Origin of the sequence: Collimonas arenae (genome assembly GCF_000786695.1) — a bacterium.
In the GTDB taxonomy this organism is placed as follows: domain Bacteria; phylum Pseudomonadota; class Gammaproteobacteria; order Burkholderiales; family Burkholderiaceae_D; genus Collimonas; species Collimonas arenae_A.
This window is the reverse complement of record NZ_CP009962.1, coordinates 2,032,969-2,053,811: the sequence shown is the minus strand read 5'-3', so window position 1 is coordinate 2,053,811 and position 20,843 is coordinate 2,032,969. Positions and strand designations below refer to the sequence as shown.

Annotated in this window: 7 protein-coding genes; 3 read left to right on the top strand and 4 right to left on the bottom strand. The window is 58.5% G+C overall.

The features are described from left to right. Nucleotides 1-41: 41 nt before the first annotated feature. Genes LT85_RS09310 through LT85_RS09295 form a run of 4 tightly spaced genes read right to left on the bottom strand, consistent with a single transcriptional unit; the run spans nucleotide 42 to nucleotide 18,902 of the window. The gene (locus LT85_RS09310; protein ID WP_216595056.1) at nucleotides 42-314 is read right to left on the bottom strand and encodes an acyl carrier protein; all 273 of its coding nucleotides are present in this window, start codon (nucleotides 312-314) and stop codon (nucleotides 42-44) included. Beyond that, the gene (locus tag LT85_RS09305; protein ID WP_038487787.1) at nucleotides 311-1,582 is read right to left on the bottom strand and encodes an aminotransferase class I/II-fold pyridoxal phosphate-dependent enzyme; all 1,272 of its coding nucleotides are present in this window, start codon (nucleotides 1,580-1,582) and stop codon (nucleotides 311-313) included. The genes LT85_RS09310 and LT85_RS09305 overlap by 4 nt, the downstream gene beginning before the upstream one ends. 38 nt (nucleotides 1,583-1,620) lie before the next feature. Then, nucleotides 1,621-2,649 (bottom strand): NAD-dependent epimerase/dehydratase family protein, encoded by a 1,029-nt coding sequence (locus tag LT85_RS09300; RefSeq protein WP_216595055.1) that lies wholly within the window; start codon nucleotides 2,647-2,649, stop codon nucleotides 1,621-1,623. Continuing rightward, on the bottom strand, nucleotides 2,646-18,902 hold the full coding sequence (locus LT85_RS09295) for an SDR family NAD(P)-dependent oxidoreductase (RefSeq protein WP_038487782.1): 16,257 nt from the start codon (nucleotides 18,900-18,902) through the stop codon (nucleotides 2,646-2,648). The genes LT85_RS09300 and LT85_RS09295 overlap by 4 nt, the downstream gene beginning before the upstream one ends. 283 nt (nucleotides 18,903-19,185) lie before the next feature. Here LT85_RS09295 and LT85_RS09290 point away from each other — a divergent pair, with 283 nt between their 5' ends. The 3 genes from LT85_RS09290 (at nucleotide 19,186) to LT85_RS09280 (ending at nucleotide 20,801) form a co-directional block, all read left to right on the top strand. Then, the gene (locus LT85_RS09290) at nucleotides 19,186-19,428 is read left to right on the top strand and encodes a hypothetical protein (RefSeq protein WP_216595054.1); all 243 of its coding nucleotides are present in this window, start codon (nucleotides 19,186-19,188) and stop codon (nucleotides 19,426-19,428) included. A 150-nt stretch (nucleotides 19,429-19,578) separates the two neighbouring features. Continuing rightward, nucleotides 19,579-19,863: a hypothetical protein gene (locus LT85_RS09285; protein WP_038487780.1), complete on the top strand. Its 285-nt coding sequence runs from the start codon at nucleotides 19,579-19,581 to the stop codon at nucleotides 19,861-19,863. 47 nt (nucleotides 19,864-19,910) lie between these two features. Next, on the top strand, nucleotides 19,911-20,801 hold the full coding sequence (locus LT85_RS09280; protein ID WP_038495640.1) for a LysR family transcriptional regulator: 891 nt from the start codon (nucleotides 19,911-19,913) through the stop codon (nucleotides 20,799-20,801). Nucleotides 20,802-20,843: the final 42 nt, after the last annotated feature.

Here is a 20,843-nt window from a genome sequence, read left to right as displayed (position 1 = left end):
TAAAACGCCGCCTGCACCGCCTCACCTCACATCACCTCACATCACAAGGTCGCCGCTACCGGGACGAGTTTGCTTTCCAGAAGATTGATGACGTCATCCAGGGTGTACAGATCGCGTTTTTCCGCGTCCTGCACACGGATATTCAAACGCTGCTCGAGCTCGTACCAGATTTCAAGCATCTCCTTCGAATCGACGCCTAGATCCCCGCCAAGATAGAAGTCCTGCTCTACCGAGTCTCGTGTAAATCCGGTTTTTTTTATGTTGTTGATGACATCCAGCACCGTTTCCAACATCACTTCTTTCTTGCTCATCATGCATTCTCCAGAGTAGTTTCATTTTGCAAAGCGCCAAATTCACATGCGGTTTCCACAATCAGCGATACGGCTGTGTCGATTTCCTCGCGTGTGTGGGTCGCCATCACCGACAGTCGCAACCGCTCCAGTCCAGGCGGCACCATCGGGTATTCCATGATGTTGGCGAACAGTCCGCGCTGGTACAAGGCGCGATTGATCTTGCGCACCACGCCATCCTCCTCGAAGAACACCGGAATAATTCCTGACTCGCCGCGGATGATGCGAAGTCCCGCCGCTTCCAGTTGATCCTGCATGTAGCGCACGTTCTTATGCAGCATCTCGATGCGTTCCGGCTCGCTTTCCAAGATATCCAGCGCAGCCGAAATTGCCGCGATGGTCGGCTGCGCCATTGCCGAGGTGAACAAATAAGGATAGGAGAAATTCCGCAGCAAGAAGATCAGTTCCTTGCTGCCGGAGACGAAGGCGCCTTGCGCGCCGATCGCCTTGCTGCAGGTGGACATGCGCAGGTCGACCTGGCCCAGCAGATCCAGGTGCTCCAGGGTGCCGCGACCGTACTTGCCGACGGTGCCCAGCCCGTGAGCGTCATCCAGGATGGTGATAACATCATGGGCTTTGCAGATCTCGATATAGCGTTTCAGTTCGATGATCGATCCGTCGATCGAACGCACCCCTTCAACCGTCGAGAAAATCTGCACGTCCGCCTTCGAGCGCTGTTTGATCCGCTTCAGCAGCGTCTCGAATTCATCGAGTTTCTCGGGATCGAATGTATAAAACGGCACACTCGTCATTTTGATCGCATTGATGACGCTGGCATGGCTGTTCTTGTCGTAGACGATGACATCGTTACGATTCATCAGGCCGTTGACCCAGCACAGGTTTGCCATGTAGCCGCCCGGAAGCAGCACGGCATCCTCGTGATCAGCCAGCCTGGCCAGTCTCTTTTCGAGATCCTTGTGTTGTTTGGTGTAGCCGGAGAAGGCTGGTGAGCCGCCCGAGCCGATGCCGTATTGCTCGACCGCCTCCGTCACTTTGCGCTTCACATAGGGATCGTTCGACAAACCGAGATAGCTATTGGAACCGAAGATAAGTACGTCGTGAAAAACTTCGCTGTGCAAGTCCTTGTATTTCATCCGGCGATCGACCGGGCCGAAGCCCTCCCGGCCGGACATCATGCCCTGCCCCACTTCATTTAAATAAACCGAATACTGCTGGGCCAGCCGTTGTTTGAATGGCTGCCGTTCGAGTTCGATTAGCGCTCTGGAATCCATAGTGTCTCCCCTGGTTCAATGATGTTGGTAATTTTCAATTAATCACGGCTACTGATGAAGCCATGACGTTGGTACCACTGCACACAGTCATGCAGCATCTGTTCGAGTGAAACCGGCCGATAAGACAACTCACGCTCGGCCTTGGCGCTGTCAAAGTAATACGTGCCGCTGAAAACCCGCATCCGGTACGGTTCGACGATGGGCTTGCCGGGCAATAACGACGGAAACTTCTCTTGCAGAACCGATTTGACATACAGCCAGCCGTAGTTGACGTTCGGCTTGTCGAAAACCTGCCCCAAAACCTTGGCGATGACCGCCAGGAAATGCTCGTAGCTGACGTTATCGCCGCCGAGAATGTAGCGTTCGCCGGAACGTCCCTGCGTCAATGCGCTCACATGGGCCCGTCCGACTTCAGCGGCGCTGCAGAAAGTGCCGCCGCCGGGCGGCATGAAGGGCACCTGGTTGTGATGTACAGCCAGTACCATCCGCCCCCATTGCATCGAGTAATCAAAAGCGCCCAGCACTTCTGCAGGATTGAGGATGACGCATTGCACACCATGCTTCTGCGCATCGAGCACAGCCCGTTCGGCTCTCTGCTTGCTGATCCCGTAAGGGCTGCGCGCTCGAAAACCCTTCAGCACCACGTCTTCATTCGCAACATGCGCTTGATCCTTGAAGGCGCCGATGGTTGAAGTCGTGCTGGTATACACAATCCGCGGGATGCGGTTTGCGATCGCGGCCTGGACCACGTTGCGCGTGCCTTGCACATTGACCTCTTGCAGCAGCGGCCAGTCGCGCTTGTTGCAACTGGTGTTGCCGGCGGTGTGGATCACTCCTTGCGCTCCGCTCATCGCTTTCGCCACGGCGCTGAGATCGCTCAACTCGCCGCGCACGATATTGACGCTGCCAACACCATCGACACCGAATGACTCCAGATAAGAAACGTTTGATCCAGGCCGGACAAACGCAGTGACGCGATGTCCGGCCGCCATCAGCGCGGAGACAATATTGAGACCGACGAAACCGTTGGCTCCCGTCATGAACACTTGCATTCCATTCCTATTCATAGATTCACCTTATCCAGGGTGTTCCAGAAAGTTTCCCGGCTCTCGCGCTTGGTGCGCATGGTCAGGGCTGCCGGGGTCTTTTCCGGATTGGCGGCAAGACCTTCCAGCAACACCTGAAAATGATCGAGCAGCGTGCTCAGCTTTTCGCCTTCCGCTTTTGCCGAGCGATAAGTCAGATTAAGATCCAGCCCGTCGCTGTAGATGTTTACCGTCAACTTCATGGCGACGCAGGCCGGCAATTGCGCTGTACTTTCTGCGGCAACTGTTGCAACCTCGACCGCATCGGCCTGCGGCCCGTAGCTCTTCTCGAAGACAATCGCGTTATCGAACAGGTTCTCGACGCCGATCCAGCTTTCAATCCGATGGATCGGCACATGGGCATAAACACGCTTGCGATTCAGATTGCGCTGCAAACCTGTCAACCAGCCCGCAATTTTTTCCCGGCCGGCCGTGCAAATCCGGACCGGCACAAAATTGTGCAACTGCTGATGGCTGCCGGCATCGGACTCGATGACTGCGCTCGGTACAGGTGCGAATTCCTTCAAGATGCCGAATTGCGAGCAACGCACCTTGGTGTAGCGGTTGATCAGGATGGCCCAGGCCGCCGCGATCAGCGTCTCCACTTCAATCCGATGCAATTGAGTGCAACGTTGCAGGGATTGGGTCAGCTCGCATCCTAGCGAACTCGAGACGGAGTGCGCCGGCAGTTCGTCGGTTGCATCCTGTCCGGCATACTCGAATAGTGCCGGCGCGAGCAGGAAACTGGTTTCGGCGATGTCTTGCAGATGACCGATCCAGTACTGCCTGGCCATTTCGTCGCCCTCGTCGGCGCTGCCGTCAGCCTCTTGCGATACCTGATTCGGAGTGGACTCCAGACTGAACCACTCTTGGCTTCCTTGTGGTTCGTCTTCGGTCAAAGCGTTTTGGCGCGGCGCATCCAATTCAGTTGAAGACGAGGCGGAAGTATCGCTTCCCGGTGTAACCTGACGTCTCCCGTGCGCCCCGGCGACTCCGACCGCGTCGCGCAAATCGCAGCTGAACGTTTCGAATGGATACGCCGGGAAGGACACCCGCCGCCGGTTCGCATTGACGTGCAAGCGCGACCAGTCAATAGCGCATCCACGCGCCCAGATCGAGGCTAATTTGTTCCACTGCCGCGCTTGCAGCAGTGCATCGATGAATTCCTGTCCGGCATTCCCCGCCAGAAGATCCGGCAACTCCTCCTGCGAGCGGCCGCCGTCGGCAAAGATACCGAGCGCCGCGACAGGACCGGATTGCAAGTACTTGCCTGCCTTGGCGATGAATTCCAGACGGTCGGTGGCGACGATTGCCAGGCGATACTCGAACGTTGTCCTTCCGATCTGACTCGAATACGCCAGATCGGCAAAGTCCGCAGCCGACCATGTTTCACGATCACTATGTGTCAGGAAAGCCAGCAATGCGCTTGCATAAGCCCGTAAGCGGCCTTCGCTTTTTGCCGACAGTACGATGATCGACGGCTCGGCCTGACCGGTCGCCGGGTTTTGCCTGGATGCAGCCGGATCCTGGGATTCGAGCACCACGAACACGTTCGATCCCCCCATCCCGAAGGAATTGATACCGGCCGCGCGCGTTCCTCGCTGGTTTACATTCCATAGCTGCGGCTCGAGCGGAAAGTGAAATGGCGAGAACTCGTGTTCGAACGACGAATTCACCGAAGTCAACTTTGCGCACGGCGACAAACGTCCATGTTTCATGCTCAACAACACCTTGATCAGCGAGCAGATGCCCGAGGCAGCTTCCATGTGACCGAGATTGGCCTTGGTGCCTATCGCACAGAACCGTTCCGCCGAAGTAGACTGCCGCAGCGCATTGGCCAGCGCCTTGAGTTCGATCGGATCACCCAGTTCGGTACCGGTGCCGTGGCTCTCGATGTAAGACAAATCCTCGGCACGCAGGCCGGATTCGCGCAGGCTGCGCATGGCCGTTTCCTCAAGCACCTTGAGATTAGGCAGGTATTGGCCGGCGCCGGTGCCGGCATGGCTGATGCTGGAGCCTCGGATCACACCGTAGATCTGGTCGCCGTCCGCCAATGCGCTGCTCAAGCGCTTGAGCAGCACCATTCCCACGCCTTCGCTCGGCACCAGGCCGTTGGCTGACTCATCGAAGGTGCGCTCCTGGCCATCCGGCGACAGTACCTTCATATCCTTCAGCATGAGATACTTGCTGGGATGCAGGCTCAGGTTGACGCCACCGGCCAGCGCGATATCGCACTCGCCGCCCAGAATCGATTTCCGGGCCATGTGGACTGCCGTGAGCGAAGACGAACATGCCGTAGACACGGTCAGGCTGGGGCCGCGGAAGTTCATCAGGAAAGAAATCCGATTGGCCAGTTCACTGACCACCGAACCCGGCCCCTGGTACTCTCCGGTGCGGGTGTACAACTCCGACATGATCCAGGTGAAGTCTTCGTTCATGGCGCCGACATAAACGCCGACACGCTCCGGTAATAACGCCTCCGGGGTGTAGGCGGCATCCTCGATGGCATGCCATGCGGCGCGCAACAACACTCTCAATTGCGGGTCGGTCTTTGCCGCCTCGGTCTGCGACATCCTGAAAAATGCGGGATCGAAACGGTTCGCGTCGCTCAGGAAGCCCCCCATGTTGCAATAACCATGACGCGCATCGCGCTGGCCGGTCGTCTGCCAGCGATCCTCTGGAATCGGCGACAAGCAGTCTTTGGCCTGTTGCAGGTTGCTCCAGAATTCGCCCAGGTCGGCCGCCTGCGGGAACTGACCCGCCAGGCCGATGATAGCGACCGCATCGTCCGCGGCAGGCGCTACGCCAGCTGCCGTGGAACGGCGCTTGCCAGAAACCGGTAGCGAAGCAGGCGTCGACCTGGTGACGATCGTAGTAACCGGGGCAGTTGAGACTAGTGCGCCCACGACCGGATCGGCCATTTTTTTATCGGCCGCCGCCGGCGCTGATTCCCCCAGACAGGTCCGCAAGGCGTCGAGGTGCTGCTGCATCAGATATTGCGCCAGACGAGCCGGCGTGTCGTATTCAAACAGCGCGGTTTTAGGCAGGCCGGGGAAATCCTGAGTCAGGCTATTGCGCAACTCCATCAACATCACAGAATCCATGCCGAGCTGCTCGAAGGTGGTATGCCCACCGATATCGCTAGCCGCCACTTTCACCACAATCCCCAGTCGTTCCTTGAGATAGTGCTCGGCGCGGCGCTGTTGATCTGATAGTCCATCGGAGGATGCGCCGGAAGGCAAGGCCGTCATGTTACTGTCACTGGTCGTACGCGCCGCCGAAACCGTCTTAAACGGCAGCGCGCGCGGCGTCGCCTGAACACTGGCTGGCGCCTGTTCGACGTGCACGCGCAGCGCACGCCCGATTTTTGCTGCGTCACCCACGGCTAGCAGTACCTGCTGCATATCTCCACGCAACAGACGTTCAAAGGCTTCGATACCTTCGGCCTCAGTAAGTGCTGACATTCCCGAGAAGCTGAATAGCGATGCATCCTCAGCCGAAATCTTCATGCCCCCGGTCGCCCACAAAGGCCAGCCGATCGAGAGACTCTTGCCAAAGCACTGACCTTGCTTGCACAGCGCGTCGCGCCATACGGCGTAGCTATCCATGAAGCGATTGGCTACGGCATAAGCGCCGGAACCCAGGTCGCCCAGCATCGCAGAGACCGAAGAGAAATTGACGAAAAAATCCAGCGGCTCACTCCGGGTAGCGCGGTCCAGCGCCAGCAGGCCGTCGATCTTCGGCGCCAGCAATTCGGCAAAGGCAACCTCATCCAACTCCGTTATCAGCTTATCGCTGGCCACCCCCGCGCAATGCAGGATGCCATCGAGCCGGCCATAGACCTGTTTGGCGACAGCAAGCAAAGCATCGGCCTGCCCGGCTTGGGCGATATCGGAGCAGTGGTAATGCACATCGGCGCCTGCGGCGCGCAGCGCCTCGATCTGCGCCAGTGCTTCGTCGTGCAGCCGCTCGCTGCGTCCGCTCAGTATTAATCTTGCCTGGTAGTGCGTAGCCAGGTAACGAGCCAGCACCAGGCCAAGCTTGCCGGCGCCGCCGGTGATCAGATACACGCCGCGCGACTTGAGCGGAAGCGCATTCTGCGACATGCCGGATGGATCGAGAGGCGCCAGGCTGCGCAGGTAACGGCGCCCGTTCCAGAGAGCTATTTCAAGACCGGCAAGCGTCCCGGATGCCTCAAATTCATTCTGCAACATGGCGGCAAGTTCAGCCGTTTTAGAGCGCTCGGCCCGGACCGTGAACAATTCGAAGCGATGATTAATGGTCAGCAACGATCTGGCATAGCCGGAGATCGCATCGTGCTGCGGCTGGATCGCTTCGCGTGCGGCCTCGAATACATAGGCGCAACGTATGCTCTGGCCGGGCATCGTCTGTTCAAGTGCATTGAACAGGTGACGCATCGACAACATCCCGCGACGCAGGCTCTGCACGTCGTCATGATCGACCGCCGTAGTGAAGTCCTGCACATCTTGCAAGTAATGGGTAATATGCGACGGCCGCAGATCCTGACTGGCCAGATGGGTCAGCAGTTCCGTATAGGAGTGAGGATTGGCCGGATCGAAGCAATAGCGCCGCTCGCCCAGCCTGGAAAATGCAGCGCCGGACTGCGCCAGCACGACATTGACGGATGATGCAAAGCGAAGTGCCAATGTTTCGGCCAGCGACGTATCGTCTGCGATCACCAAAACAGTGCGGTCTGAGAGCGCTGACGCTAGTGCAGGCAGTGCGGGGGTCTCCAGCCAGTCATAGCCGTAGTACTGCAAAGTACGCAAGGCTTGCGGCTCTGCCTTGGTTAACTGACGAGCGGAGAAGTTCCAAAGCTTGATCAGCACACGCCCATCGCAATCGGTAACGGCGATGTTGTATTTACGCAGGCCGCTGTGCAGATCGGGCTGCAAATTGGCCTGCATTTCGGCATCGGGCACTGCGGTCGCGTATGCATAGCATTCCTCGGTGAGCGGGTGCCGGATCTCCAGTTCGCCCAGCGCAAACGGCACCAGCGGCACCGTTGCATCCAATGACTCTGAACCGATGGCCAGGCAGGTGCGCAGCGCGCCATCGAACAGCGACGGATGCAGACAGAAAGCCATGGCGTCATGCCGCAAAAACTCCGGCAGTCTGAGGCGGCTGAGCGCGCCGTCTGCCATGCGATAGCGCGTCTCGGTAACCTGATAGCTGCTGCCATAGTGGAAACCCATGCGACGGAAGCTGTCATAGATTGCTTGCTTGTCTTCCTCGATGAGGCCGCGGTTGCGCAGGGCATCGAGGTCGAGCCACTCATCCGCCACCGCTGCTTCGTCACGGCGACGATAATGCAATTCTCCTTCGACGCTGGCGTCCCGGGTCGCGCTGCGGGTGATGTTGAATTCCACTGCATCGTCGACTTGCGTCAGCGTCACCGTCACTTCTTCGGCAGCGTCCTTGATCTCGACCGGTTGGATCCAGATCAGATTGCGTATCCGGTCCACCGACCATTCCTCGCCCATCGCCAGCTCACCGGCGGCGCGCGCCATTTCAAGGTAGGCGACGCCAGGCAGGATCACCCGCTTCTGGCCCGCTTCGACGATGTGATCGCGCAGGTAGAACTCCTGACCGGTCAAGAGCTTGGCATAACGCTGCTGTGTCAGTGTCGATACATTGCGGTCGAGCAGAGGATGCAGTGCATCGTGACGGCTGGCGTCGGTCGCGACTGGCTTTTCTTCCACCCAATGCCGTTTTGTCAAGAACGGCATCACCGGGAACGAGAGACGACGGAGCGAGGCTGTGCGCCCCGACAAAGCCGGATCGGCGGCGAACAACAGATCGGCGTAGCGACTCCATTCGATATCAAGCAGCGACACCCAGGCTTTGGCGAGTTGTGGCAGCCGTTTATCCTGTAACAAGGAGCGCACCATCGCGTCGCGTTGCGTGTCATCCAGGATGGCATCGAGTTTTTCGCTGTGTTTCTTGACGCTGCCGCGTTGCGCCCGGCTCACGACAACGCCCCGCCGGTACTGAACAAGTGCGTCGATCAGGTCGTCGAGGCTCGACATCACGACAGCGAGCCGTTCATTCATCGCCTCGCGTCCTATCAGCGACGAATAGGCCAGGGAGCGCAGATCGAGCCTGCTGTCGCCCTGCTGGTGCTGGACCAGGAACGCCAGCACACGGTCGATGTATAGCGCCAGACGTTCCTCGCTGTCGGCCGACAGCACGAACAACAACGGCTGGGGCAGCGATGCCGAAACAGGCTGCATCGCAATAGCGGTCGCAGCCTCGTATTCTTCGATAAGAATGTGCGCATTCGCGCCACCCGCTCCGAATGAGCTGATGCCCGCGCGCCTGCTTGCCGACCTGCCGCCAGCGCCCGGACGAGCTGGCGCATGCCAGTCTTCGAGCGCCTGCACCACACGGAACTGGGTCGTTGAAAAATCGATATTCGTGTTCAACAACGCTGAATGCAGTGACGGTGCAATACGCCGATGACGCATTTGCAACAGAATCTTGGTCAGCGCCGCTATGCCGGCTGCGGATTCCAGGTGGCCGATATTGGATTTCACCGAACCGATGCGGCAGGACTGCGGCGTCATCGCAGCTGCGCCACCGCCAGCCTGTTTTTCCATATCCTGTGCGGCAGAGTTGAAGGCTTTCGACAGACCGGCAATTTCGATCGGATCGCCCAGTGAAGTACCGGTGCCGTGCGCCTCGATGTAGTCGATCGAACTCGGGTGCCAGCCGGCGCGACGCAGCGCCTTGCCGATCACATTGCTCTGTGCGACCTGGCTGGGCACGGTATAACCGTTGGTCTTGCCGCCGTGATTGACGGCTGAAGCCTTGATGACAGCGTGGATCTGGTCACCATCTTCGATCGCCTGTCTGAGCGGCTTCAACAGCACCGCACCGACACCCTCGCCCGGTACATAGCCGTCGCCGCCATCGCCGAATGCGCGGCAGCGTCCGTCGGTGGAGAGAAATTGTCCTTGCGCCAATAACTGATACTTGAGCGGATGGACGATCAGGTTCACGCCGCCGGCAATCGCCATCTGGCAATCGCCATTGCGGATCGCCTGGCTGGCCAGATGGATGGCGGTCAGCGAGGACGAACACATCGTATCGAGCGCTACGCTGGGACCATTCAGATTCAAGAAATAAGACACCCGATTGGCGATCGAGGAAGACAACGCAGCCGGCCGGCCATACTTGCGCTGCTGTTCGGACACGTCGATGGATTCGTAGTGTCCCCACATCACACCGACGAATACGCCGACGTCGCGATCCTTCAGCGCCTGCCGGGTATAGCAGGCATCTTCCAGGCACTCCCAGGCGGTCTGCAGGAACAGGCGTTCCTGCGGATCGGTGATCTCCGCTTCGCGCGGGGAAATACTGAAGAAGCCTGCATCGAACTGATCGATATCGTCGATGAAGCCGCCCCACTTGCTATATACCTGTCCCTTGGCATTGCGGTCGGGATGGTAGTACTTCTGGTGATCCCAGCGCGATAACGGAATTTCGCTGATGCTGTCCCGGCCCGCACTCAGGTTCTGCCAGAATTCCTCGACGTTGCTGGCACCCGGATAGCGGCCGCTGAGACCGATGATGGCAATCTCCTGATCCTGATGCATGGCCGACATCGCCATACCGCGTGGCTGCGCGAATCGTTGAGAAAATCGCGACAAATCAGGCGTTCTCGACTTAGTGCGCGGCGCGCTCGGCCATGCCTCGGCATCAGCACCGGCCTGCACACCATCGGCACTCACGTCCACTGCGGTTGCCTGGGCGCGACCGACGTGCTGCGGCGATGCTGCCTGGATCGCTGCAGCCCAATCGTCCAGGCTTTCATGGCGGTACATGGAGCCAATGTCGATGCCGCCAAATTCCTGCCGCAACGCATGCTGCAACCTGACATGGCTAACCGGATCGATCAGCCATTCGGTCAATGCCGTAGCTTCTGAGAAATTCCGAGCTTCCTCGCCCATGATTTTCTGCAAGCAGGCTAATATGCGTGAGCGTATCTCCGCCAGACCAACGCCGGCAACCTCAATCACCGCCGCAGCTTTCGCCTGCGGGCTTGGCACCGCACCATGGTTCGGCGATGCGGCCGTGAGACCACGCACCTGCTCCATATGGCTGTCGAGGAAGTATTCCGACAAGCTGTGCAGATCCTGATATTCGTAAAACAAAGTCTTCGGCACTTCACCGAAGGTTGGATGAAGCTTTTCGGTAAGGGCAAGAATCATCACCGAATCGATGCCGTAATTTTCCAGTGCGCTTTTCGGGTCGATTTGCTCGGCCGGAACTTTCGTCACCGTCGACAGCAATGCGACCAGATGACTAACCACGGCGGCTTGTAGCACATCCTGACCGACTGGGGCGCTCATGACGTCGATCGATTGCAGTTGCGGTGCCGACGCCGCAGCGAGGACTGGCGATGCGGCCGCGAGACCGCGTACCTGCTCTGCATGGCTGTCGAGAAAGTATTCCGACAGGCTGTGCAGATCCTGATATTCGTAAAACAAGGTCTTCGGCACTTCACCGAAGGTCGGATGCAGCTTTTCGGTGAGCGCAAGAATCATCACCGAATCGATGCCGTAATTTTCCAGCGCGCTTTTCGGGTCGATCTGCTCGGCCGGAACCTTAGTCACCGTCGACAATAACTCCACCAGGTGAGTCACCACGGCGGCTTGCAGTGTTTCCGGACTAACTGCGTTGCTGGTGGCGGCGCTCAGGCGCGGCTGCACCGAGACCGACGTGATAGCCGTGATGCCCGTGGTAGCTGCCATAGCAACGCGCCGCACAGGTTCGCTACCCCTGACGAGAGATCGGCTGATGCCAAGAGACGGCGCCGCCTGGATCACCAGTTGTTCAATCCGCGCCAGCACTTGTCCGGAAGCATCCAGCAGGTCGATGTCGTAACTGTGCTGATCGCCGTGGCTCGCCCCGGCATCGGCGCGACGCGCATGGGCGAAGCAACTACCGCCGATCGGCAGCAACACTTCAATGCGCTGCAGCCGTACCGGCGCATGCACACCGCGTAGCGCCGTCCCCAGGCCGCCGATACCCAATGCGGTCCTGACTGCGCCGTCCAACAGCGACGGCGGCAGCGTAAAGCCCGCAGCAGCCGGGACATCAAGCTGTGTCGGCAGGTTTAGTTTCGCCAGCGCTTCGTCCGCATTGAAATGCAGAATGTCGAATACCTGGAAGCTGGGGCCGAAGTTGAAACCCATCTGAGTGAACGCGGCGGCGATCGCTTCGCGGCTCTGCATTTGGCAGCGGCCGATGATGGCGTGCAGGTCAACTGCGCCCGCAGGGGCCGATGGGGCCGACACCTCGAACTCCAACACACCTTGCGAATAGATTTGGCGCGCATCGCCATGCGTTTGATAGATCTCGAAATGGATGCCGTCGGTCGCCGGAATCAGGCCGATATCGAAGGTATTGCTGCCTTGATTGACGAAGATCGGCTTCAGCCATTGCACATCGCGCAAGGCGCTCACCGGACCGCTGCTGCCGAGCCGTCCGGCGGCCAGCGCCATCTCCAGATAGGCTACGCCAGGCAGGATGCGATTGCTGCCGAGCTGATGGTCGCGCAGGAAGAATTCTTCAGCGCGGAAAGTCTTGCGGAATGTCTGTTCTTCCAGGGTCGAGACATTGCTGTCGATCAGCGGATGCAACGCCACGCTAGTAGCGACAACGCCAGGCTTGGTAACCCAATAGCGCTGGCGCTGATATACGTAGCCTGGCAGCGACAAGCGTTTGCGCGCCTGTGGCGCGTGCAGCTGCGTCCATTCGACGGCATGGCCGCCGACCCAGGCTTTGGCCAGATGACGCAGCTCGCCCTGGGCCAGCCACTGCGCCACCGGCAGCGGCGATGCAGCAGCTTTGGCCTGATCACGATGACCGCTGAACAAGTCGGTGTATGCATCGCTACCGCTACTGTATGTCCGCAACGCAGCGACCAGTTCTGCGCCACGCACGGCCACCACTGCCAGCCGGTGCTCCATGGCGACGCGACCTGTCTGCAAGGTGTAAGCCGCGTCTTGCAGCGATAATTCCGGGTTGACCTCGACGAAGGCCGCTAAATTCTCGGCCATCGCCTTCAGCGCAGTCTCTTTTCTTGCCGATAGCACGATCAACGCCGGACGCTCGCGATCCTGATCGTTAGAGCCTGCCGGTTCTGCGTATTCCTCGACGATCAAGTGGGCGTTGCTACCCCCCGCGCCGAATGAACTGATACCCGCCATGCGCGGCAGCTCCATGCGCCGGATGCTGCCGTCCTGATCCGTGACGTCGAGCAGCGGACGGCTCCATTCCTGCAACTCGCGCTGCACATAGAAGGGGCAGTTTTTGAAATCAATGTACGGGTTGAGCACGTCCGACTGGATCGAAGGCACCAGCATACGGTGCTTCATCTGCAGCAGGATCTTGGTCAATCCTGCAATCCCGGATGCCGCCTCCAGGTGACCGATGTTCGACTTCACCGAGCCGATGGCGCAATACTGGTGCTCCTGTTGCGCGAAGGCTTTATTCAAACCTGCGATCTCGATCGGATCGCCAAGGCTGGTGCCGGTACCATGTGCCTCCAGATAGCTGACATGACGCGGGTTCACGCCAGCTACCTGCAGCGCATCCTGGACCAGCATGGCCTGTCGTTTCGGATTGGGCACGGTAAAGCCCGAGGTCTTGCCGCCGTGGTTGACCGAGGTGCCACGAATAATGCCGTAGATGTGGTCGCCGTCGGCGCGCGCCTGCGCCAACGACTTGAGCAGCACTGCACCGACGCCCTCGCCCGGCACATAGCCGTCGCCGCCGTCGCCGAAGCTGCGGCAGCGACCGTCGGTGGACAGGAAATGCATATCCGACAACAGATTGTATTTGTTGACATGCAGCGAAAGATTGACCGCGCCGGCGATAGCGACGCCGATTTCGCCAGAGCGGATTGCCGCGCACGCCAGGTGAATTGCGGTCAGCGACGATGAGCATGCGGTGTCGATCGTAATGCTGGGACCGGAGAAATTAAAGTAGTGCGAAACCCGATTGGCCGCCGCCCAGTAGAACGAATGCGGCGTGGCCCAGGTGTGCGGCTGTCCTTCCACGCCATGCAACTGGTAGTCGCCCCACATCAAGCCGACATAGACGCCGACCGGATTTTCTCGGACCCCTGCCGGTGAAGCCAGCTTATCCGCGGTGTAACCCGCGTCTTCGATGGTGAGCGCAGCCGTCTCCAGGAACAGCCTTTCGTTCGGGTCCATGTTCTCCGCCTCTTTGGGCGAAATATTGAAGAACAGTGGATCGAACTGATCGACCCCTCTCAGGAAGCCGCCCCATTTGCTGTAGGTCTTGCCGATCACCGCCGGTCCAGGCTGGAACGTGGTCTCGATATCCCAGCGGTCGGACGGAATCTCGACCACGCAGTCACGGCCGAATTTCAGGTTTTCCCAGAATTGCTCCAGGCTTTCAGCCTCGGGATAACGTCCCGACAAGCCGATGATAGCGATGTCGTCATGTGCGGCAGCGGCTGAAGGCGTGCTGCCCGCAGCGGCCAGCGTCGCCGGCGTGCGCTCATCCATGGCAGCGCTCTCGGAACGCACCAGCTCGGCGGTGGATTGGCCGCCCAACTCCGCTTGCGCGATGACCCCGCATGACTCGGCGTGATGCTCGATGAAGAAGGCCGTGAGTTCGCCCAAGGTTTGGTGTTCGAAGAACAATGTCTTAGGCAAACTTCCGAATTTTTTCTCCATCAAATTGACCAGGTCGATCATCACGATCGAATCGAAGCCGTATTCCCGGAACGAGCGGCCCAGTTCAAAATCCGATGAAATCTGCAGTTGCGCAGCAAATAGCTCAGCCAGATAGCGCGAAACCGCCGCGCTCCGATCACCCGTTGTTAGCAGGGGTTGACTGTGTGCATATGACGCGGCGTGTATTTTTGCAGGCAAGGCGGCAGCAACGACAGCTGCAACCGGCACTGGCACGGCAACGACACCCAGTACTTCCTGCACTTTGGCGGCATCGCCAGGCATCACTACCAGCTGGCTATGCAACCGGGTGAGAGCGTATTCGAATATCTCTATCCCTTGTCCGCTCAGCAAAGGGACCAGGCCGAAGCTGCGATGCAGGTTTTCTTCTTCCTTATCGCTCAGCCGCATCCCACCTTCTTTCCAGTACGGCCAGTTGACCGACAGAGTTTTGCCGTTACGCGATCCTTGCCGGCGCGAGGCGTCGCGCTGGTGCGCGAAATAGTCCTCGAAGGCGTTGCCGAAACCGTAATCGCACTGCCCGATATTGCCCAGCACGCCGGTAACGGAAGAAAACAGCGCGAAGAAATCCAGCGGTTCATCTCGCGTTTCGACATCAAGATGCCAAGTCCCCAGCGTCTTTGGCGCGACCACACGGGCAAACGATTCCGGACTCTTGCGGAGGATGAAATCATCCTCGATGACACCGGCGGAATGAATCACGCCGTTGAGTTGATGGCCTGCCGCATGAATGCTATCGACCGCGCGACGCACATCGTCACGGTTGACGACATCGCAGGTCAGGAACGAGGCATGGCCTCCCAGCGACGACAGCTCATTGAGCGTAAGACGGTGCTGCTCGGTCGGGGCGGAACGACCGGTCAGGAACACCGTTGCTTGATAGCGCTCACATAAATAGCGCGCAAAAATCAGGCCCAGCGCACCCATGCCCCCCGTAATGAGGTAAACACCTTCTTTGCGCAAGCTGGCCGTCAAGTCGGCAGAGACAGCCGGCGGTAAAGAATTGGCGTCGAGCTGGCGAAATTTTCTGACTGACCGGACATCGCCGCTGTAGCTGACATCGACATATTTATCGGCAGTGTTAAATTCTTTAAAAACCAGCTCTGCCAGGCGCTGCGCGGACAATTCTGCCAGATCGCACTGTACGACCCGGCCGCTATAGCTGGGTTTCTCGATTCTCAAAGTTTTATAGAGTCCGCTCAGGCCCTGGTATTCAGGACGTTGCGGCTGCCTGGAAACCAGGTGAAGGAATTTTGCGCGCTTGGTGCCACGCATCATCGCCTTGACGAGAGAAAACAGGTTTTGAGCACTCTTGCAAACCTGAGAATCCAGGCTGTCCGATGCAGTTTGCGCAATATCGCTAGTCAAACGCGGTGCAATCAACAGTACGTGATCAAGCTTGCCGCCCTTGGCCACTAGTGCCGCGACAGCCGCCTCGTAGTCTTCCAGACGGCCCGGCCTGACATGCAGTGCGCCGGCATCTTCCACAGCAGCCTCGGATCCGAAATATAAATGCTCGATCCGGGTCGACGCAAACTGCGAAGTAGCCCGAAGCTGATGCGTCAGCCAGCTTACGTCACTAGGATCACCCATCAGGAGCAGATGCTCGATGGCCCCCTCGGACGTAGCGCCAGCGATCGGCTGCGTGGTCCAGACCGGGGTGTACAAGCTCTGCTGGAGCTCTTGCGACAGGCGTGTCTCGGAAGACTGCGCCATGGACGGCGCGAATGACACATTCGCTGCCATCGGCCGGATGCTGAGCCCTCGAAACGCCAGGCATACGCGGCCATCCGCATCGATCACATCGATATCGACCTTTTTGTTTGATTCGCCAGCGGAATACCCCGGTGCATAGCGCACCCAGACGTGCATGGCAGCCGTACAACGGTGGTACACATCCAGTCGATCCAGGGCGAAGGGTAAAAACGTCGTGCCCGACGCATCGGAAACCCCGGCGCCGTCGACAAACGCCACCGCAGCCTGAAGCGCCGCATCTGCTGTACTGGGATGAATGACATAGGGCGCACTGCCTGCTACCAGTTGCGCAGGAAGGGACAGCTCCGCGACGCACTGATGCGTACCGCTGTGAAGCTGAACGATTGCCTGCTGGGCAGGGCCGTAATTCAAACCCAGATTTGCCAGTGATCGATAGCACTGCTCTGCGGAATACACCGGTCCGTCACAGGCACTCTTCAGCCCTGCAATATCAAGCGCTGCAGCATTTTCGGCCGGCACGATGTCGACGCTGCCGCGACAATAGATCTGCGGGAGTGCGCCGGCCTCGGCGCTCGTCACCCGGAACGCCAGGCGGGTGACGCCCTGCTGGTCGACAGTGGCAGAATCAGCGCTCTCAGGGCGCAACTCCACATGCACCGAAACCGGATCGCCTGCGACCTCAAGAGGCCGCATCCACAACACATCGGAAAGTTGTACCGCCCCGGTGTCTGCGCCCAATGCATCGACAATCGCGGCCCGGACCATCTCCAGGTACACCACGCCCGGCAACACCTGCTGGGTCCTGATCACATGGTCGGCCAGGAAAAATTCCTTGCCGGTAAAGGTAGATGCATAGCGCTGCGTTCCAATCATGGAAACGCTACGCTGCAGCGCCGGATGCAGCACTTGCCGCCTGTCCATATCATCCGCGCCGTCACTTTCCGCGATCCAGAAGCTGTCGCGCGAGAAGGGATAAGTCGGTAACGAAACTGGCTTTACAACAGCCTCTCTGAACAGTGCAATCCACGGCAGGTCGACGCCTGCGACATACAGGTCTGCCAACTGTTGCAGCGCCACCGGGTATTTCGCGCCCTTCAAACCCGGCTTGGAGCCGAGCTGCTTGAGCAATTTCTGTCCCGCCTGAAGTGCGTCTGGTGCGGGCGGCTCCTGGCTCTTTACGCTGGCGCCCGCGTCGATAGCGATGGACTGGTCGAGTTTTTCGATCAATTCCTGAACATTGGCTGCAATGCAGGAGAACCGATGCTGAAAGTGATCGCGTCTTGTCAACAAGGTGGCGCTGATATCCAACAGATCGCTGTGCCCAGCGTCATTGTGCAGCCACGCCAGGATATCTTCCTGCTTTTTCTGCAACGCTTCGTTACTCTTCGCCGACAAGGCGATCAGATACGACGGACGCTTGGACCGCGACGGCAGCGCTTTCTGCGAAGTTTGCGATAGCGGCGCTTCTTCCAGCACCAGGTGGGCGTTGGTGCCGCCGAATCCAAACGAACTGACGCCAGCCCGGCGCGGCTGATCCTTATTCTTATCTTCCTGGGTCCACTCGCGCGTTTCGCCGAGAATATAGAACGGCGTTTCGTCGATCGAAATCTTCGCATTCAGTGTTGTAAAATCGTGCAGCGCCGGCAAGGTGCGATGCTTGAATGACATCAAGACTTTGATCGCGCCCGCAACCCCCGCTGCAGCTTCCAGATGACCGATATTAGTCTTGACTGAACTCAAGCCGCAGAACGCATTATCCAAGCGGATGTCTTGCTTATCGGCCAGGATCTGAAAGGCTGTCAGCAAGCCTTCGAATTCGATAGGATCGCCCTTCGGCGTTCCCGTTCCATGCGCTTCAATATAGCCGACGCTGCCGATCGGAATGCCTGCCCGTTCATGCGCAGCAACGATGACCTCCGCCTGAGCCCGCGGGCTGGGATAGGTCAGCGTATAGGTTGCGCCGCAATGATTGACGGCGCTGCCTTTAATTACACCATATATAGAGTCGCCATCTGACAGCGCTTTATCCAATGGCTTGAGCAGCAGCAGACCAGCGCCTTCTCCGCGCACGTAGCCATCGGCGCTGTCGTCGAAAGTCTTGCAGGTCCCGGTCGGCGACAACATGCCCATCTTGGAAAACGAGATATGCCGTGTCGGCGTCAGCAGCAGATTGATCCCGCCAGCCAGCGCCATCTCGCAATCGCCGTACTCCATTGCCTGGATTGCGCTGTGGATGGCGTTGAGCGAACTGGAGCAGGCCGTGTCGATCGGAATGCTGGGACCGCGGAAATCGAAATAGTGCGACACGCGATTGGCAATCATGGCGGTCGCCGTGCCGGTGGAATTGTGCGCCTCGATCGATGGCGCATCGCGCTCTTGCAATTCCTTGTAGTCGTGATTGAATACGCCGACGATGATGCCGACCTTTCTTCCCCGTAGCTGCGATGGCGGAATGCCTGCGTCCTCCAGGCATGACCAGGTCAGTTCGAGCATGATGCGCTGCTGTGGATCCATGCTCTGGGCGACCTTGGGCAGCACGCCGAAGAACTGGTTGTCGAAAGCATCCACACGCTCGATGAAGCCACCCCACTTGCTCAGGCTCTTGTTGGCCTCGGTCCGGGAATCACCCCAGTAGGATTTCCAGTCCCAGCGGCTGGAAGGCACAACGGAAATACTGGCTTTGCGTTTGGCCAGATTGGCCCAGAACATATGGTGATCATTGGCGCCGGGAAACCGGCACGCGATTCCGATAACAGCAACATCCATTCTATGAACCCCAATCTAGTGATCACGCTACGACATGAAATTTATTGCGGACAGCGCCACGTTCTGGTCATTACGCCAGATGACTTTCAATGTGAAAAAATGTTACATAGCTATCTTGGCCGGGAGATAGTATTTTTCATCCAAGTGGAAAACAACCTGTAAACCTTTACAGGTGTCAGCAGCGGATGCAAAAAACTGATACAGCGCAGCGATTGAAAGTTGACACACCAATTTGAGAAGAAGGCTGCTTTTCGTAACGTCCTTGATACCCAAAGAGGTGTATGTGGAAATTCAATTATTGAAGAAGCATGGATTGAGCATGCTGCAGATCGCGGTGGAAGCTGGCCGCACGGTGAACACGGTGCGGCGGCATCTGGCACTAGAGGAAGTACCGAAATACGAACGCAATGTGAAAGGTGCTTGCAAACTTGATACGCACAGGGATTATCTGCGCAAGCGACAGGCGGCGGCCCGGCCCAAGTGGATTCCGGTCACGGTGCTGTATCGCGAAATCGTGGCGCGCTAAACCGGTGAGCCTTGTTATTCTATGCAGCGACAGTATTGATTTACGCCGAAAACTGACCCACCTGACCCACGTATATGCGTATTAAAAATTTGAGACAGTTGGCGGTAGGCGTCTGTCCGCCAAGAGCCGCCCTTCATACTTAAGCATCCGATGTTAGACAGAACTGCGGCACGTTCAATAGTCGTAGCGCAGTGTCGCGACGAACCTGCACGGCTCACCAACCTGCAGTGCGACGGCATAGCGTCCAGCGTCGCCGAAAGCCATCCGCTGGATGCACTGTCGCGCAACAACATGGCCATCTACGACCGTGTCGAGTTCGTACGCGGCGCCACCGGCCTGATGCAGGAGGCGGGCAAGCTGAGGTTATGGATGGCGACCATGGTTCTCTCCCGAAAAATCCTTGAATTGGCGGATCGCAAGTGCGCAGTATTATGAAGTAAAATAGTTTTATATCAACAAATTATGAATTTAACTCATTGATCATGATTGATCGCATCCATTTATCCATCGTGCAAGAGGTGGAAAAGCAAGGTTCGCTGACTGCAGCCGCCGGCGTGCTCCATGTGACGCAGTCGGCTTTAAGCCACAGCATGAAGAAGCTGGAGCAGCAGCTGGGCACCGACATCTGGCTGCGCGAAGGCCGCAGCCTGCGTCTGACCCAGGCCGGGCAATATCTGCTGGCCGTGGCCAACCGGGTGTTACCGCAGCTGGCATTAGCGGAAGAACGGCTGCACCAGTTCGCCCAGGGCGAGCGTGGCGCGCTGCGCATTGGCATGGAGTGCCACCCTTGTTACCAGTGGTTGCTAAAGGTGGTGTCGCCTTACCTGGCGGCGTGGCCAGATGTGGACGTGGACGTGAAGCAGAAATTCCAGTTTGGCGGCATCGGTGCCTTGTTCGGCTATGAAATCGATTTGCTGGTCACGCCCGATCCGCTGGACAAGCCCGGCCTGGTGTTCGAGCCGGTGTTCGACTACGAGCAAGTGTTGGTCGTAGCCGGCAGCCACAAGCTCGCCAAGGAGGAGTACGTCAAGCCCAAACAGTTGACCAACGAGATACTGGTGACTTACCCAGTGCCGGTCGATCGCCTTGACATCTACACCATGTTTCTCACGCCGGCCGGCATCACGCCCAAGCGCCATAAAGCCATCGAGACCACCGACATCATGTTGCAGATGGTCGCCAGCGGGCGCGGCGTGGCAGCGCTGCCGCGCTGGCTGGTGCAGGAATACGCTGGCACGATGGATGTGGTTCCGGTACGGCTCGGCAAGAACGGCATTGCCAAGAACATCTACCTGGGCGCACGCGAGGCAGATGTGGGCGTCGATTATCTGCGGGCTTTCATCGAGCAGGCGAAGAGGCCCGTCGTCGCTTGATCCGTCCTGGCGGCAAGCTCTATGAATATTACTCATAAAACC

What these genes read in the sequence shown, in the direction of transcription:
- LT85_RS09305 (WP_038487787.1), bottom strand. Translation starts at nt 1,582, where the DNA reads ATGGATTCCAGAGCGCTAATCGAACTCGAACGGCAGCCATTCAAACAA.
- LT85_RS09295 (WP_038487782.1), bottom strand. Translation starts at nt 18,902, where the DNA reads ATGGATGTTGCTGTTATCGGAATCGCGTGCCGGTTTCCCGGCGCCAAT.
- LT85_RS09310 (WP_216595056.1), bottom strand. Translation starts at nt 314, where the DNA reads ATGATGAGCAAGAAAGAAGTGATGTTGGAAACGGTGCTGGATGTCATC.
- LT85_RS09280 (WP_038495640.1), top strand. Translation starts at nt 19,911, where the DNA reads ATGATTGATCGCATCCATTTATCCATCGTGCAAGAGGTGGAAAAGCAA.
- LT85_RS09300 (WP_216595055.1), bottom strand. Translation starts at nt 2,649, where the DNA reads ATGAATAGGAATGGAATGCAAGTGTTCATGACGGGAGCCAACGGTTTC.
- LT85_RS09285 (WP_038487780.1), top strand. Translation starts at nt 19,579, where the DNA reads ATGTTAGACAGAACTGCGGCACGTTCAATAGTCGTAGCGCAGTGTCGC.